The organism is Thiomonas sp. SCN 64-16 (genome assembly GCF_001725585.1).
In the GTDB taxonomy this organism is placed as follows: Bacteria; Pseudomonadota; Gammaproteobacteria; order Burkholderiales; family Burkholderiaceae_C; genus Thiomonas; species Thiomonas arsenitoxydans.
Map to the genome: position 1 here is coordinate 1 of NZ_MEGQ01000057.1, position 15108 is coordinate 15108.

The 15108-nt window shown below is 65.1% G+C and carries 21 protein-coding genes; 7 read left to right on the plus strand and 14 right to left on the minus strand.

All coding sequences use genetic code 11. The features are described 5' to 3' along the window. From ABT24_RS13425 to ABT24_RS13475, 11 genes are all read right to left on the minus strand, one after another. Window positions 1–405, minus strand: a 405-nt coding sequence (locus tag ABT24_RS13425; protein ID WP_286738028.1) for a VOC family protein, incomplete at its 3' end; no start/stop codon positions are given. A 42-nt stretch (window positions 406–447) separates the two neighbouring features. After that, window positions 448–1182: an aquaporin gene (locus tag ABT24_RS13430; protein ID WP_276730950.1), complete on the minus strand. Its 735-nt coding sequence runs from the start codon at window positions 1180–1182 to the stop codon at window positions 448–450. After that, window positions 1183–2118: a hypothetical protein gene (locus ABT24_RS13435; protein WP_276730947.1), complete on the minus strand. Its 936-nt coding sequence runs from the start codon at window positions 2116–2118 to the stop codon at window positions 1183–1185. Between the two features lie 21 nt (window positions 2119–2139). After that, window positions 2140–2517: a carboxymuconolactone decarboxylase family protein gene (locus tag ABT24_RS13440; RefSeq protein WP_156053722.1), complete on the minus strand. Its 378-nt coding sequence runs from the start codon at window positions 2515–2517 to the stop codon at window positions 2140–2142. A gap of 133 nt (window positions 2518–2650) precedes the next feature. After that, entirely contained in the window at window positions 2651–3376 is a 726-nt protein-coding gene (gene arsH / locus ABT24_RS13445) for an arsenical resistance protein ArsH (protein ID WP_276730943.1), read from the minus strand. Between the two features lie 72 nt (window positions 3377–3448). After that, window positions 3449–3952, minus strand: coding sequence for a GlcG/HbpS family heme-binding protein (locus ABT24_RS13450; RefSeq protein ID WP_276730940.1), 504 nt, complete (start codon window positions 3950–3952; stop codon window positions 3449–3451). A gap of 40 nt (window positions 3953–3992) precedes the next feature. Further along, window positions 3993–4229, minus strand: coding sequence for a thioredoxin family protein (locus ABT24_RS13455; RefSeq protein WP_276730937.1), 237 nt, complete (start codon window positions 4227–4229; stop codon window positions 3993–3995). Window positions 4230–4260: 31 nt separating this feature from the next. Then, window positions 4261–4512, minus strand: coding sequence for a YgaP family membrane protein (locus tag ABT24_RS13460; protein WP_013124446.1), 252 nt, complete (start codon window positions 4510–4512; stop codon window positions 4261–4263). A 48-nt stretch (window positions 4513–4560) separates the two neighbouring features. Next, window positions 4561–5628 carry a permease gene (locus ABT24_RS13465; protein ID WP_276730932.1) on the minus strand — a complete coding sequence of 356 codons (1068 nt, stop codon included), beginning with the start codon at window positions 5626–5628 and terminating at the stop codon, window positions 4561–4563. Between the two features lie 137 nt (window positions 5629–5765). Then, window positions 5766–6332, minus strand: coding sequence for a sigma-70 family RNA polymerase sigma factor (locus ABT24_RS13470; RefSeq protein WP_286738031.1), 567 nt, complete (start codon window positions 6330–6332; stop codon window positions 5766–5768). Window positions 6333–6687: 355 nt separating this feature from the next. Then, a complete protein-coding gene (locus tag ABT24_RS13475) occupies window positions 6688–7380 on the minus strand; it encodes a VIT1/CCC1 transporter family protein (RefSeq protein WP_013107369.1) in 693 nt (230 codons plus the stop codon). A 136-nt stretch (window positions 7381–7516) separates the two neighbouring features. Between ABT24_RS13475 and ABT24_RS13480 the strand changes: the two genes are divergently transcribed. The 6 genes from ABT24_RS13480 (at window position 7517) to gstA (ending at window position 12328) form a co-directional block, all read left to right on the plus strand. After that, a complete protein-coding gene (locus ABT24_RS13480) occupies window positions 7517–7966 on the plus strand; it encodes a hypothetical protein (protein ID WP_276707542.1) in 450 nt (149 codons plus the stop codon). 11 nt (window positions 7967–7977) lie between these two features. Further along, window positions 7978–8958 carry an aldo/keto reductase gene (locus ABT24_RS13485; protein ID WP_276730922.1) on the plus strand — a complete coding sequence of 327 codons (981 nt, stop codon included), beginning with the start codon at window positions 7978–7980 and terminating at the stop codon, window positions 8956–8958. Further along, window positions 8958–9359, plus strand: a complete 402-nt coding sequence (locus ABT24_RS13490) for an ATPase with chaperone activity (RefSeq protein ID WP_276730917.1) — start codon at window positions 8958–8960, stop codon at window positions 9357–9359. Before ABT24_RS13485 ends, ABT24_RS13490 begins: the two co-directional genes overlap by 1 nt. Window positions 9360–9429: 70 nt before the next feature. Continuing rightward, on the plus strand, window positions 9430–10779 hold the full coding sequence (locus ABT24_RS13495) for an AmpG family muropeptide MFS transporter (RefSeq protein ID WP_276730914.1): 1350 nt from the start codon (window positions 9430–9432) through the stop codon (window positions 10777–10779). Window positions 10780–10885: 106 nt separating this feature from the next. Continuing rightward, entirely contained in the window at window positions 10886–11617 is a 732-nt protein-coding gene (locus ABT24_RS13500) for a HugZ family pyridoxamine 5'-phosphate oxidase (protein WP_276730912.1), read from the plus strand. Between the two features lie 96 nt (window positions 11618–11713). Continuing rightward, the gene (gene gstA, locus ABT24_RS13505) at window positions 11714–12328 is read left to right on the plus strand and encodes a glutathione transferase GstA (protein ID WP_276730909.1); all 615 of its coding nucleotides are present in this window, start codon (window positions 11714–11716) and stop codon (window positions 12326–12328) included. Between the two features lie 30 nt (window positions 12329–12358). Here the strand turns inward: gstA and ABT24_RS13510 are convergent, their stop codons facing one another. Further along, on the minus strand, window positions 12359–12832 hold the full coding sequence (locus ABT24_RS13510; RefSeq protein ID WP_276730907.1) for a hypothetical protein: 474 nt from the start codon (window positions 12830–12832) through the stop codon (window positions 12359–12361). 171 nt (window positions 12833–13003) lie between these two features. Here ABT24_RS13510 and ABT24_RS13515 point away from each other — a divergent pair, with 171 nt between their 5' ends. Beyond that, window positions 13004–13717 (plus strand): hypothetical protein, encoded by a 714-nt coding sequence (locus ABT24_RS13515; RefSeq protein WP_286738037.1) that lies wholly within the window; start codon window positions 13004–13006, stop codon window positions 13715–13717. On the opposite strand, the gene ABT24_RS13520 is transcribed toward ABT24_RS13515, so the two are convergent. Beyond that, window positions 13649–14092 carry a methyltransferase family protein gene (locus ABT24_RS13520; protein WP_276730902.1) on the minus strand — a complete coding sequence of 148 codons (444 nt, stop codon included), beginning with the start codon at window positions 14090–14092 and terminating at the stop codon, window positions 13649–13651. The two genes, ABT24_RS13515 and ABT24_RS13520, sit on opposite strands and share 69 nt — an antisense overlap. 35 nt (window positions 14093–14127) lie before the next feature. Continuing rightward, window positions 14128–14919 carry a gamma-glutamyl-gamma-aminobutyrate hydrolase family protein gene (locus ABT24_RS13525; protein WP_013107359.1) on the minus strand — a complete coding sequence of 264 codons (792 nt, stop codon included), beginning with the start codon at window positions 14917–14919 and terminating at the stop codon, window positions 14128–14130. Between the last annotated feature and the right edge of the window lie 189 nt (window positions 14920–15108).

The following is a 15108-nucleotide window of genomic DNA, read 5'->3' on the forward strand; positions in this document are numbered from 1 at the left end:
TTCAGCATCGGTAAGCCGGGCATAGACCTCCAGCAGATAGCCGCTGGGGTCGCGCAGCCACAGTTCGTGCAGCGGCGTGCCGCGCCAGGTGGTGCGCGGCGGCTTGACGATCTCGGCGCCCGCAGCCACGGCGGCATGGTAGGCGGCGATGACTTCGGCCTTGCCCGCCACGCCCAGTCCGAGGTGGTAGAGGCTGTAGGTGTCGAGTGCCTCGCCGCGATCATTGACCAGCAGCACCAGGTTGAGATGCAGATGCGGCACGATGAAGGTGCTGTAGCGCGCGGTGTGGTCTTTGGGCGGCAGGCCGAAAAACGCGGTGTAGAACGCCGTGCTGCGCGCCAGATCGGCCACACGCAGGCTCATGTGGAACTCATGGGCGGCAGGGAATGCGGGAGAGGAAGTCATGGTGGTTTTTCCAGAGTTCGGTGAAGTCGGTGTTTGCTGCGATCAGGGTTCGCGCGGCGGTTTGTCCAGGCCTAGCCAGGTGCCGTAGAACAGGCGCGGCAGGATGAGCAAGGCCAGCAGCGCGCCGACGATCTGCGCGGCGATGAAGCCGGGCGCGCTGGCCGGGGCGATGCCGGCAAAGGTGTCGGTGAGGGTGCGGGCCAAGGTCACTGCGGGGTTGGCAAAGCTGGTGGACGAGGTGAACCAGTAGGCCCCGGCAATCCACGCGGCTACCAGCACCGGCACTTGTCCGGGGATCTGGCGTTTCCCGCCGAGGATGGTGAGGATGAGGCCGAATGTGGCGATGACTTCGCCCAACCACTGGCCGCCACCATCGCGCAGATGGGTCGAGACCTGCAGCACGGGCAGACCGAACATGGCATTGGCCAGCCACACCCCCGCCACGGCGCCCAGCAGTTGCGCCAGGATGTAGCCCAGTGCAAGCGATCCGCTGATGTCGCGCTTCAGCCAGAACACGCTGGTCACCACCGGGTTGAAATGTGCGCCCGAGCGCGGGCCGAAGACCGAGATCAGTACATATAGCGTGCAGGCTGTGGCAATGGCGTTGGCCAGCAGCGCTACGCCGGTGTTGGAAGGCGAGAGTTGCGCCGCCATGGTGCCCGAGCTGACCACGGCGATGAGCAAGATGGCGGTGCCAAGAAACTCCGCCAGCATGGGGCGCCCCAGGCGCTCCCAGGCGCTCGGGGCGGAATCGGCGACGGCGGTGGGCGCAGCCATTCAGCCAGCCAGCACGAGACGACGGGTGAGGTAGAAAGGCTCCACCGGGCCGACCACGGCCGCGGCGCCCACCGGCCCGGCGGCCGCAATGAAACGGGCGTCGAGGTGCGAGTTTTCGTGATCCCACACCGACTCCCATAGCCCGTGCATGATGTACGCGCGCAGGCCGCCATCGGCCTGCGCGTTGCGCAGGATCTCGGTGGACAGCGCCTTGCGATAGAGACGGTTGTCGCGCGTGCCGGGCTGGCCCGCACCCGCCGGGTCGCTCTGCGGCTCGAAGGTGTTTTGCGCCACTTCGAGCAGGGCCATGACCTTGGGCTCCCAGTTTGCACGGTCGGTGTCGTTGATCGTCACGTGGTTTTCCACGGTGACGGTGTCGCGCTCGGGGTGGTCCAGCGGAGCGCGCAAAAAGGCTTCGATCTGCTGCGCCGTGGTGTAGATGCCATTGCGGTCGCCTGCACCCACGGTCTGATACACCGCGCGGTAGGCCGCCATTTCCGGCGACTGCGGCGCGGCACCGGCATGCAGCAGGGGTTGCAGACGCGCGGCGAAGTCGGCTTCGAGATCGGCTGCGCTGGCGCTGGCCGCGTCGGCGAAGCGGATGAACAGGCTATAAAAGTAGGGCTGCACGCCCGCTTCGGCGCCGTCGAGATAGGCCGTCGCCAACACGCCTTTGTAGGTCTCGGGATAGTTCTTCACCATGGTGGAGTCGCCGCTCATCTGCTTGAGCGCGAGCTGCACGAAGCCCGGCTTGCCGCGCAGCGCCGCGCCCAGGGCATCGATGGCGGCGAGCAGGGCGCTGTGCTGCGCGCCGGTCACACGCAGCTCGGCGTACAGGGTGACAGTGCCGTCGAGCCCGCGCAGGGCATCGGCAGACCAGGGATGCGCAAGCGTATTGCCGTGCATGGGGGCCGTGGGACTTGAAAGGGTGTTCATGATGGATCTCCTGGAAGCGGATTACTTCTGCGCGCCAACCAGCGCGTCGAACACCGGCTCGGCATCGCCGATGATCTTGGTGGCCATGGCAAAGCGGGCGATGTGCACGGTTTCCAGTACCTTGGCTTTGGGAATGCCCTGCTGCACCACTTTGTCGGCCATGGCGCGCACGCAGGCCGGGCTGGAACCGGCAAGCGCCGCAGCCAGGTAGATGAGCGTGCGGGTTTGCTCATCCAGCGCGCCTTCCGGCGGCATGGCGTACATGCGCGAGCGCATGTGCTCCTGAATCAGGCCGTCATCGACCACGGTGGATTTTTCGATCGCGGCAGGAACACGGCCCATACCGGCGCGCATTTTGGCCAGCAGTTCTTGGGCGGAGGGTTGGGTCGGGGTGGTCATTTGCGGAGCTCCTGTATTGGGGGTGGGTGGATCGAGGCACCGTTGATCGGCGCCTCATACAAGTTGACGCTCCGGCAGCCAAAAAGATGCTGGGCAAGGTGTCGCAAATTGTGTCTGGCGATTTTGGCGCCGATCAAATCCGGCCCTGGTCGACTCGGGCGCTCAGGGCGGCGGCATTTTCCTTGCGCTCGCTGTAACGGTTGACCAGGAAGTCGGAGATGTCGCGGGTGAGTAGGGTGAATTTCACCAGTTCCTCCATGACATCGACGATGCGGTCGTAATACGCCGAAGGCTTCATGCGCCCGGCCTCGTCGAACTCCTGGTACGCCTTGGCGACCGAGGACTGATTGGGGATGGTGATCATGCGCATCCAGCGGCCGAGTATGCGCATCTGATTGACCGCGTTGAAAGACTGCGATCCGCCGCAGACCTGCATCACTGCAAGCGTTTTCCCCTGGGTCGGGCGCACCGCCCCGATGGACAGCGGAATCCAGTCGATCTGCGCCTTCATGATGCCCGTCATCGCCCCGTGCCGCTCGGGCGACGACCACACCATCCCTTCTGACCACTGCACCAGTTCGCGCAACTCTTGCACCTTGGGGTGATCGGGCGATGCGTCGTCGGGCAGCGGCAGGCCGTGCGGATGAAACAGCCGCGTCTGCACGCCCAGATGGTGCAGGATGCGCTGCGCCTCAAGCAGGGCAAGGCGGCTGTAGGAGCGCTCGCGTACCGAGCCGTACAGCAGCCCGATACGCGGCGGGTGGGTGCTCTGCCCGATGGCCTCAAACGCCCGCGCGCTGTTTGAGGGCAGCAGCGCGGTATCGAGGTTGGGTAGGTCTTGCAGCAGGTCGATGGACATCGCCGAACCTCAAGGAAATGCAGAGCCGCCACTGGCGGCGCGCTGAGTCAGTTAAAAAGAGTCAAAAACGGCTCAAAACGCCAGATCGCCCTCGATGGCACTCAGCCCGGCTTTGGCGCAGAGGTCATCGTTGGCGCCGCCCGGCGCGCCCGATACCCCGATGGCGCCGACCATCTGTCCGGCCGCATCGATCGGCATGCCGCCGCCGATCATCACCACGCCGGGCAGGTTCTTGATGGCTTGCTCGGCAGAGCCGGGTTTATTGACCCGCTCCGCCACCGAGCTGGTGGATTCGCGCCAGCTCGCCGCCGTGCGCGCCTTGCCTTCCGCCGCTGCCACGGTGTGCCAGCCGGCGAAGCGGTCGCGCAGCATCACCAACGGCAGCCCCGACGGGTCGGTCACGGCCACCGCCACCTGCCAGCCGCGCTTGACGCATTCGGCCTTGGCGGCTTCGGCGGCCTTGAGCGCAGTTTCCGGCGTGAGGACCTTCTGCGACCAGGTGGCCGATTCGGCCTGGGCGTTGGCGGCAAGCGTGCTGGCTGCCGCAAGAGTCAAAGCAATGAGGGTCTTGTTCATGGGATTGTGGGTCTGTGAAAAGAGAAAGGTTGAAAAAGGCTCAGGCGCTGATCCAGCTCTCGACCATCGCGCGGCTGGGAATGCCGCCGCTGTGCACCACCTTGCCGTCGATCACCACGCCGGGGGTGCGCATCACCCCGTATTGCATGATCGAAGGGATGTCTTCGACTTTTTCCACCTGTGCCTGCACGCCCTTGGCGGCAATCACCTCTTCAACGAGCCTTTGCGTGGACTTGCAACTGGCACAACCCGTGCCGAGGATTTTGATGTTGATCATGGTGTGAACTCCGCAAAAAACAAACACAAAATCAGCAGCAACCTTTGCCCGAACTGGAGGTGCCGCAGGCGTTGGTGGCTTCCTTCAGGCCCATCGCCTTGAACACCTTGGCAGCCGGGCAGAAGCCGGTAAAGCCCATCTGGAACAGATTGAGTCCGACGAATGCCGTCAGCCATAGCCAAGTGGGGTGGAACAGATCGATCTGGCCTGTGATTTGCGCCAGCACCAGGCTGAGCAGCACCATGAACCCGGCCATGATGCTGACCATGCGATTGACTGTCATATGAGTCTCCCAATGAAGAATAGTGAGAAATCGATGTGAAAGATCGCGTCACATCACCGCGTTGAACACATACCCCACGGCGATGATGCCCACCGCCACCACACCGGCGAACAGCGCGATCAGCTTGGGTTTCATCACCTTCTTGAGAATCATGAATTCGGGGAAAGACAGTGCGGTGACCGCCATCATGAAAGCCAGCGTCGTGCCCAGCGCCGCGCCCTTGCCCAGCAGCGCCTGCACCACGGGGATGATGCCCGCCGCGTTGGAATACATCGGCACGCCGATCAGCACCGCCAGCGGCACCGACCACCAGTTGCCCTTGCCCATCAGATGCGCCATGAAGTCCTGCGGCACGTAGCCGTGGATCCACGCGCCCACGCCCACGCCGGCGATGATGTAGGGCGCGACCTTGAGCACGATCTCGCGCACATGCTTCCAGCCCTGGGCGAAGCGCGCGTCCCAGCCCAGCGGGCCCTCTTCGTTGCTCACGGCGGGAATGTCGAACACCCAGGGCTCGACCAGGTTCACCGGGTTCATGCGGCCGATCACCAGCCCGGCGACGACGGCCACAGTGAGCCCCAGGCCGAGGTAGATGGCAGCGATCTTCCAGCCGAACATGCCAAACAGCAGCGCCAGCGCCACCTCGTTGACCATGGGCGCCGAGACCAGAAACGAGAAGGTCACGCCCAGCGGCACACCGGCGGTGAGAAAACCGATGAACAGCGGCACCGCCGAGCATGAGCAAAACGGCGTGACGATGCCGAGAGTCGCCGCCAGCACATTGCCCACGCCCTGACGTTTGCCCGCAAGGATGGCGCGGGTCTTCTCCGGGGTGAAAAAGGTCTGAATGACGCCCACCAAAAAGACGATGAGCGCCAGCAGCATCAGCACCTTGGGCACTTCAAAGGCGAAAAAGCTCACCGCGCCGTAGAGGTGGCTGGCAGCGGCCAGGCCGGTGGCGGCCGACAGCCAGCGCATGAAGGCGTCGGTGGCGGGCTCTAACTGGCTGTAGAGCACAAACCAGCCCACGACGCACAGCATGGGCACAACCCAGGCCCGCCAGGCGGGGGCGAGCTTGGGTGCGGCGGCAGGGGTGGATTGAACTTGAGTGTTCATGGCGACGGGTCCTGAAAATGGGGAACTCGCCTTGAAGACGCACGAGCGCCGAAAAGGATGCAGGCCGATGGCGCGATTTGGCGATTTCTACGGGTTTATCCGGAGATGCGACTCACAGCGAGGCTCGCCCGCCGAAGTCAATCTTGCGGCTTGACGCTGCAGTCGCGCGGGACGTGACAGCACACCGCGCCGGTCTGTGCATCGAAACGTACGCCGCAATGCGCCACCAGCGCGGCGCGCAGCCGGGTGCGGGCGCGCTGGATGCGTGACTTGGCCGTGGGCAACTTCAACCCGCGCAGCTCGGCGTATTCAACCTGAGACAGCCCCCCGAGCTCGCACTGCTCGATGGCGTCGCGATCGTCGGCCGACAGGCTCGCCAGCGTGAGCGGAAGACAGTCGGCCAGTGCCTCGACGGGGGCCGGATCATCAACAATGGCGGGCAGATCGTCGGGCAGCGGATCAGACGGGCGCGTGGCGCGTTGCAGATCGACCAGCGCATTGCGCGCCACCTGGAACAGCCAGGCGCGGGCGTTGTCGATCTGGCAGAACCGGCCGCCTTGCCGCATGGCCTTGAGAAACACCTCGTGCAGCAGGTCATCCGCCGCGTCGGCATCGTGCAGTTGGTGGCGCAGAAAACCGCGCAGCTCGGCCTCGGCGAACTGCCAGGCTTGCAGCATGCAGGGGGCGGCTTGGGGGACGGTCATGGTCGAGGGCAGGACGAGCAAGCGCTCATACTAAAACTTCATCGTTGGGTCAGATCAACCGCCGGGCCAGCGCCAGTTGGTGTGCATGCCCGTTGACGCCAACTGTCATGGGATGATTCCAACCCGGATTGTTCATTGGGACACGGGATGATGGTACGGCGGGTCAGGGATGGATCTGGCCCTGCGCGACAAACCCATAGCCTTGAGCTTGGGCGCGAAGCGCGGGGGCAAAGACGCTCCAAACCGCCCACCAGCCCTCGCCTAACAGAGCGTCTGAGTTCATACCTCAGGTCGGAGGACGCCAGATCGTTTGGCGCCGAACCGGCAGCGTGCGCAGAAGTCGGCACGCAAGGCGTCAGGAAGCGCCGAAGACCATGCCCACACCCGCGGTGATCGCCATCGCCAGGGCGCCCCAGAAGGTCACGCGCGCGACGCCGCGCATGACGCTTGCGCCGCCCGTGTAGGCGGCAAGGCCGCCGAGGACGGCAAGAAACACGAGCGACGTTGCACTCACAAACCACGAGAGATGCGGGCCTGGCGTGACCACTGCGGTTAGCAGGGGCAACGCCGCCCCCACGGTGAATGACAGCGCCGAGGTGAACGCCGCCTGCAAGGGATTGGCACTGGCGACTTCGGAAATGCCGAGTTCATCACGCGTGTGCGCAGCCAATGCATCCTTGGCCATGAGTTGTGCCGCCACTTTTTGTGCGAGGTCGGGGTCCAGGCCGCGCTCAACGTAGATGTTCGCCAGTTCCGCGTGTTCGCGCGCGCCGTCGCTGGCCAGTTCCTGGCGCTCGCGCGCGATGTCGGCCTGCTCGGTGTCGGACTGAGAACTCACCGAGACATATTCCCCTGCTGCCATCGACATCGCCCCTGCGACCAGCGCGGCCACGCCCGCCACGATCACCCCGCCATGGGTCGCACTGGATGCGGCGACGCCGACGATCAGGCTGGCGGTGGAAACGATGCCGTCATTGGCGCCGAGCACTGCGGCGCGCAGCCAGCCGATGTGCTGGGTGCGGTGGCTTTCCACATGGAGTCTGGACATGGCGATGGCGGGAATGAGGGCTGGAAGAATAGGATCAGCGCGACTGCAGGGGGGCAGGTCAGGGACGAATCAAGTGGATCGGCGGATTCAGCACGCCGGATCGCACTCCACCGCAGCCAACCCCGCCAGGGCGCTGATGTCGTCATTGTCGCCCACGGGCGCACCCGACACGCAGCCGGCCGCAACCATCCCGCTGGATGTCTTCGCCCCGCCTTTGTGCGGCCCTGTAGTGGGCACAACCCGTGTCGAGGATGTTGGTACTGGGGAGGATCTCATCGAAGCTGTTTTTTCTGGCTGGAAACTGCCGGGAGAGTTTTCCAAAAAAAGGTTTCCGAAAAAAGCCGCCGCTTGCACGTCGAAATCCTTGATAACCAAGCTGTTCGACAGCGCGGTCAACTCGGGCGGGCTGTTATGCACCTCCAAACCGCAACACAACTCAGCCCAAGTAATTGGCCCAAATAATCGAGCTGACTCCGAGCGCCACCCGCTGGCCGCGGACGGCCCCTTGCTGCGCGCGTTGTGCGGGGGTTTTGCAGGCGCCGCAAAATACCGAGTGGCTATGGACGTGAAAGCCCGCACACCTTGAAAGAATCCCCTATGAAAACCACCCGACTGGGCCATACCGGCCTTGAAGTCTCGCGCATTTGTCTGGGCTGCATGACTTATGGTGTGCCCGAGCGCGGCAATCATCCCTGGACGCTCGATGAAGCCGCCAGCCGTCCGTTGATTCGGCAGGCGGTGGAACTGGGCATCAATTTTTTCGATACGGCCAATTCCTATTCCGACGGCACCTCCGAGGAGATTCTCGGCCGCGTGCTGCCCGAGTTCACCCGTCGCGAGGAGATCGTGGTGGCGACCAAGGTGCGCTTTCCGTCGAGGCAGGCACCCAATATCGGCGGCCTGTCGCGCAAGGCGATTCTGTTCGAGATCGATGCCAGCCTGAAACGACTGCGCATGGACTATGTCGATCTCTACCAGATCCACCGCTGGGATCCGCACACCCCCATCGAGGAAACCATGGAAGCGCTGCACGACGTGGTCAAGGCGGGCAAGGCGCGCTATATCGGCGCGTCGAGCATGTTCGCCTGGCAGTTCGCCAAAGCCCAGCAGATCGCGCAGCAACATGGCTGGACGCGCTTTGTCAGCATGCAGCCCGAACTCAGCCTGCTCTACCGCGAGGAAGAGCGCGAGATGCTGCCGCTGTGCCGCGATCAAGGCGTGGCGGTTCTGCCATGGAGCCCCCTGGCGCGCGGTCGCTTGGCGCGGCCCTGGGGGGAACACACGCCGCGCATCGCCAGCGACGCGTTCGGCGCCAAACTGTTCGCGCGCACACAGGACAACGACCGCGACATCGTCGAGGCATTGGGCAAGCTGGCCGCGCAACGGGGCGTGCCGCGCGCGCAACTGGCACTGGCCTGGCTGCTGGACACGCCGGGCGTGACCGCGCCCATCATCGGCGCGTCCAAGCCGCAGCATCTGCTCGATGCCGTGGCCGCCCTGTCGGTCTCGCTCAGCGCCGAGGAGCGGGCGGCGTTGGAGGCGCCGTATCAGCCGCATCCGGTCGTCGGGTTCGAGTGATGTCAGTTCCGCACGGCCGTTCCGAAGGAACTGACCTCCCCTCGGGGGGAAACGAGCGCAGCGAGTCTGGGGGCGGTTTCAGCCTGAACGACTCGCAGCTCGTCGTTCCGCCCTCGTTCATCGCGCTCTACCTGGAGCCGCACCGCAGCCGCCCCAGCGCGCCGCGCGAGGTCATCACCGCGCGCTACGAGTTCTGCGAAGACCTCGCCTCGATGCTGACCGAGCACGCCGCGGAAATCAAGTCCAGCCTGCACGTCACCGACGATGATGTGCTGTCGCGGGTGTGGCGCGGGCTGTGCACGCCCGACTCCGGCGTGAACTCTGCGGAGGCGCAGTGGGTGGTCAATCGACTGGCCGAGTTGTTGGGTTGGCCCCTGCCGGGAGAGATGGGAGCAGGTTGAACGTCGGGCTTGGGTATCCTGCGCCCTGGCCTAATGCTTTCATCCCTCGATGTCCGCCCCCGCAGATTCCATGAACGACACGCCGCCCGCCGTTTCGGCCTGGGCGGTTTTCGGTAACCGCCGCATCGCCGCGGTCTTGCTGCTCGGGTTTTCTTCAGGGCTGCCGCTGGCGCTGACGGCGGGCACGTTGCAGGCCTGGCTCACGGTCGAAGGGCTGAGCCTGAAGGCCATCGGCTTTGCCACCCTGGTCGGGCAGGCCTATGTGTTCAAGTTCCTTTGGTCGCCGGCGATGGATCGTTTTGCCGTGCCGTTCTGGGGGTGTTGGCTGGGGCGGCGGCGTGGTTGGCTGCTGCTGGCGCAACTGCTGCTCGCGGCCATGCTCGGTCTGATGGCCTTTGTCGGCGTGCCCGGCCCCGATCAGGCAGCGGCCTGGCCGGGGCTGGTGCATGCCGCCGAGCGGCTCGGCGTGGACGCCGCCAGCGCGCGTGCCGTGCCGCTGCTGCTGCTGGCTGTGGGCGTGGCGTTTTTCTCGGCCTCGCAAGACATCGTGATCGACGCCTATCGCACCGATGTGCTGCCCGCCGCCGAGCGCAGCGCCGGGGCCGCCGTGCTGGTGCTGGGCTACCGGCTGGCGATGATCGTCTCGGGCGGTCTGGCGCTGTGGCTCGCCACCGATGTGACCGGCTGGCGCGGCATCTACGCCCTCATGGCCGGGCTGATGCTCGTGCTCACCCTCGTCACCTTGTGGGCGCCGCGCCCGCCGCTGCATGCCAAACCGCCGCGCACCCTGCGCGAAGCGGTGGTCGAGCCTTGGCAAGAATTTTTCAGCCGCAAGGGGGCTTGGGTCTTGCTGCTGGCCATCGTGTTCTACAAGCTGGGCGACGCCTTCGCCGGGGCCTTGTCCACCACCTTTCTGATTCGCGGCGTGGGTTTCAGCCCGGCGGATGTGGGCCTGATGAACAAGAGCATGGGGCTGGTCGCCACCATCGTCGGCGCGCTGCTGGGCGGGGCCTTGCAGGCGCGGCTGGGGCTGTGGCGGGCGCTGTTGCTGTTCGGCGTGTTGCAGGGCGCCTCTAATCTGGCCTACTGGGTGCTGGCGATTTCGCCGCAAAGTCTGGCGCTCATGGGTATGGCGATCGGCGTGGAAAACTTCACCGGCGGCATGGGCACGGCGGCGTTTGTCGCTTTGCTGTCGGCGCTGTGCGACGTGCGCTTTTCCGCCACGCAGTTTGCGCTGTTGTCGGCGCTGTCGGCGGTGGGGCGGGTGTATGTCGGCCCGGCTACGGGCTATCTGGTCGATGCGCTGGGCTGGCCAAACTTCTATCTTTTCACCGTCGTCGCAGCCGTGCCGGGCGTGGTGCTGATCTACTGGCTGCGCGACATCATCGAAGCCCGCGATGTGCAAAACCCGGGCGGGTGAAACGGTCGCGAACGGCCACAAACGGTCATAAAGACCGTTTCAGAGCGCATTCAGCCGAGGTTAAGGCTAGGCTGCTGCAATCGCATCAACATGGAGGAACGGCAACATGGCTGACACCGAACACGCGCTTGCTCTGGGCCAGGAGGCCCGGCTGTTTGTTCGCAATCATCAAAATGGCGTGCTGTCCACGCTGTCGAAGCGGCTGGACGGTTTTCCCTTCGGCTCGGTCTCGCCCTATATGCTCGACCACGAGGGTCACCCCGTCATTCTCATTTCCACCCTGGCCGAACACACCAAAAACATCGACGCCGATCCTCGGGTGAGCCTCATCGTGCATCCCTGCGCCGAAGACATGCAGGCCGCTGGCCGTGTCACCTTGGTCGGCCGCGCTGAACGCCTACCCGACAAGGCGGGCTTCGGCGCGCGCTACCTACGCTATCTGCCGCAGGCCGAGAGCTATTTCGCCATGCACGACTTTCACTTCTATCGTTTGCGGGTGGAAGACGTGCGCTTCATCGGCGGCTTCGGCAAGATCCACTGGATTCGCCCCGAGCGCTACGCCCCGCCTGCCGCGCCCGCGCTGGCCGCCGCCGAAGAGGGCATCCTCGCGCACATGAACGCCGACCATGCGCACAACCTGCGCGAATACTGCCGCCATGTGCATGGCGTGGAGGTGCTGGACGCGGCGATGGTCGGCATCGACTGCGATGGCTTCGACGTACGCGCCGACGGCCATGTGCTGCGCGTCAACTTCCCCGAGCCCGTGCTCGACGCCGAGGCCGCCCGCGCGGCCCTGGTCGAACTGGCGAAACAGGCCCGCACCACGGCCCCGGCGTGAGTTGGGCAGCGCCTGCAGAAAACCGCGCCCCGACTTACGATGACTCCCCGTCGCCAAGGCAAGAAGACTGCGGCGACACTTCCTGGAGACTCTGATATGAAGCTTTTCTACAGCCCCGGCGCCTGCTCGCTCTCACCGCACATCGTTCTGCACGAGCTCGGCCTGCCGCATGACGTGGTCAAGGTCGATCTCAAGACCAAGCAGACCAGCGATGGGCGCGACTTCCGCACCATCAACCCCAAGGGCTATGTGCCCACCCTGCAACTCGACGATGGCACCATCCTCACCGAAGGCCCGGCCATCGTGCAATACCTGGCCGATCGCAAACCCGAAATGCATCTCGCCCCGGCCAACGGCACGCTGGCGCGCTATCAGTTGCAGGAGTGGCTGAACTTCATCTCGACCGAGCTGCACAAGCAGTTCAGCCCGCTGTTCAACCCGGCCAGCAGCGCCGACCTGATCGCCGCGCAGAAGGCCAAGCTGGCCGAGCGCTTCGCCCTGATCGCCCAGACCTTGGAGCAACACGACTACCTGCTGCCCAGCGGCTTCAGCGTGGCCGATGCCTACCTCTACACCATCCTGACCTGGGCCGGTTTTGTCGGCGTGGATCTGTCGCCCTGGCCCGCCTTGGTGCGCTACAAGGCGCGCATGGAAGCGCGTCCCGGCGTGGCCGCCACCCTGGCTGCCGAGCGCGAGGCGAAAAAGAGCTGAACGCTGATTCAGGGCCCGCTGCGCACCGCGTCAGAACGGTGCGCCGAAAATCGCCCAGACGCCCGACAGAATGGTGGGCACGGCAAGCACGATGTTGATCGCAGACAGCGTGCGAATCTGCGCGGCCTGCGCGCAGGCCGCGCCCCAGTCGCTGCGCACAACGGCGCTGCGCATGCGCAGGAAGGGCACGAAAAAGATATACAGCGCGAGCAGCACCATGAGGCTGCCCAGCACCACCATCACCCATTGCGCTGAGCTGAGCACGCCAAACCCGCCGCGCAAAAACACCATGCCGTAGCCGGTGATGACCAGCGACGCGCCCGCGCCCCAGATCACGGCGAAAAAATTACGGAACAGTCCATAAAGCAGCCGAGCACGCGGCTCGGCCTGCGCGATGGCGCGTTTGAGCGCGGGCGCCAGAAAGCCATCCATGAAAAGAATGCCGCCGATCCAGATGACCACGGCGAGCAGATGGATGAATTGCGCGAGAGAGTTCCAGTTCATGGCGTGGGGCAGATCAGCAAAGTGGCTTCATTGCAGCAGAGTTGCGTGAGGTGTGGTTTGACGTGTCTCACAAGCCGTTTGTCGGCTGGGAGCCCAGCTCCTAGGTTCAGTCACAATGGACGCATGTCGTTTGTTTCTGCCCCTATTGCGTTCACGCCCCGATCTTTGGGGATGCTGAGTGCCGCCTTGCTGTGCTGGTTGCTGCAGTACGGTAGCGTGCAGCACGCGGCCGGACAGGTGGCGGCCTTGTTTCAGGCGGCCATTGCGGTGGCTTGGGCCATGTTGCTGCTCTGGCTGTGGACGCGCTGGCGCGGCATTGCGCTGTTCGCGCAGGGCGCGTCGCTGCTGCCCGCGCTCTGGGGCGGCGCGCTGTTTACCGTGCAATGGGCCTGCCTGTATCTCGCCGTAGACCGTGCCGCGCTGTGGCGCGTGGCGTTCTTGTTCGGGCTGATGGCGGTGCTGATGCGGGCTGCGGCGCAAGGGCGCAGGCGATCGCGGCTGGGCTTCGCGGCAGGTGTGGCGCTGCTCGCCGTCTGGGCCTGGGCGACGGGGCAAGGCGGGGTGGGGCTGTTGACCCTGGCCGCCGCGCTGGCTTTTGTGCTCGGGCTTCATCAGGTGCGCTGCGCCCAGATGCAGCGACAAGACCTGATGCGCTGGCGCTTCTATCAACTTTGTGTGGCCGCGCTGTTGCTGCCGTTGGCGGCGGTGGCGTTCAGCCCGAGCTGGAGCTTTCTGCCGGGCTGGAGCGCGCTGGGCGCGATGTTGCTGCAGGCGGTATGCGGCGGGCTGGCGTTTCCGTTTCTGCTGGCTGCGGCCTTACCAGAGGCCAGGAATGAAGCGGCGGGTGACGCGCGCATAACCGGCGTAGTCGGGCCAGACGCATGAGAGCAGCCGCTCTTCCATCGCCGCCTTGAAATTCAGCACCACGCCCAGCGCGATCCACAGCGCCCACTGCACCGGGCTGTGCGCCGCTGCGGCGACGCCGGCCATGAACAGAATCAGCGCGACATACATGGGGTGGCGCATCCAGCGGTAAGGCCCGGTGGTCACCAGATGCGCGCCCTGGCGTGGTTCGGGCACGATGTTGAAATTGCCCGGCCGGTTGTGCCAGAACACCCAGAGCACCAGCACCGCGCCGGCTGCAAGCAGCGCGAGCGCGGGCCAGCTCAGGCGCCAATGCGGCGAGGGCCAGCCGAACATCAGGGCGAGCAGCCCGAACTGGGCAGTCACCCAGAGCCGGGCGAGGGTATGCGTCTGCATGGTGGATGTCTTTCAGGCTTGTCAGGCGCTGCGCATTACCAGCGGCGCTTGCGCACGTTGCGCAGGAACTCGTCGAGAATGGGGGTGCAGTCGAGCAGTTCGGGGTTGGACGGGTGATGGAATTCCGGGTGCCACTGCAGGCCCAGCAGAAAGTTGCGGCCGGTGCCGCGTATGGCTTCGGGCAGGCCGTCTTCGGGGCTGATGGCGTCCACCACCAGGTCGCGACCGAGCGAGCGTACCGCCTGGTGATGCACCGACACGATGTTGAGTGTGCCCGGATCGACTTCGGGGTAGAGGCGGGCCAGCAGGCCGCCTTCGGTGAAACGCACCGGGTGGAAATGGCGGTCGTAGGCGTCGCTGAGGTGCTGGGTGTGGCTGTGGGTGAGTTGCGTGGGCAGATCTTGGTAGAGCGTGCCGCCCATGGCGACATTGATGAGTTGCGCGCCGCGGCAGATGCCGAGCACGGGCTTGCGCACTTCGATGAACTCATGCAGCAGCTCCATCTCATAGCCATCGCGCACCGGGTCGCCCGCCCACTCGGGCTTGAGCGGTTCCTCGCCGTAGCTGTGCGGGCTCATATCCGAGCCGCCCTGGAGAATCAGGCCGTCGAGCGCGTCGGCGTAGTCGCTCAGTCGGATATTGCTGCGCACAATGCCGCCGCCCGTCGCCACCGTGGGCACCATGAACACCAGCACATCGCGCGACATGGCCCAGTGCGCGACCGACTGCTCCAGATACTGCAGCGTTTTGCTGCGCAGCCCGGCCTGTCCGGGCTGGGGATGGTCGATGCGTGCCGAAATGCCGATTTTCAGAGGTTTGGTCGCCATGAGAGTGCTCGCTGTGGCAAGGATGGATTCATCTTATGACGACCGGAGTGACCGGGCGTTCCCTAGGGCCTGTTAACGCTATTGATGCCCCCGCGCCGGGGGTCTGGGCGGAGGCAATGCGAGGCGCAGGCCGCGCCGTGGTGTGTGGCACCACAAGCGGACTGCAACGTGGCAGTGCGCCGCCCAGAC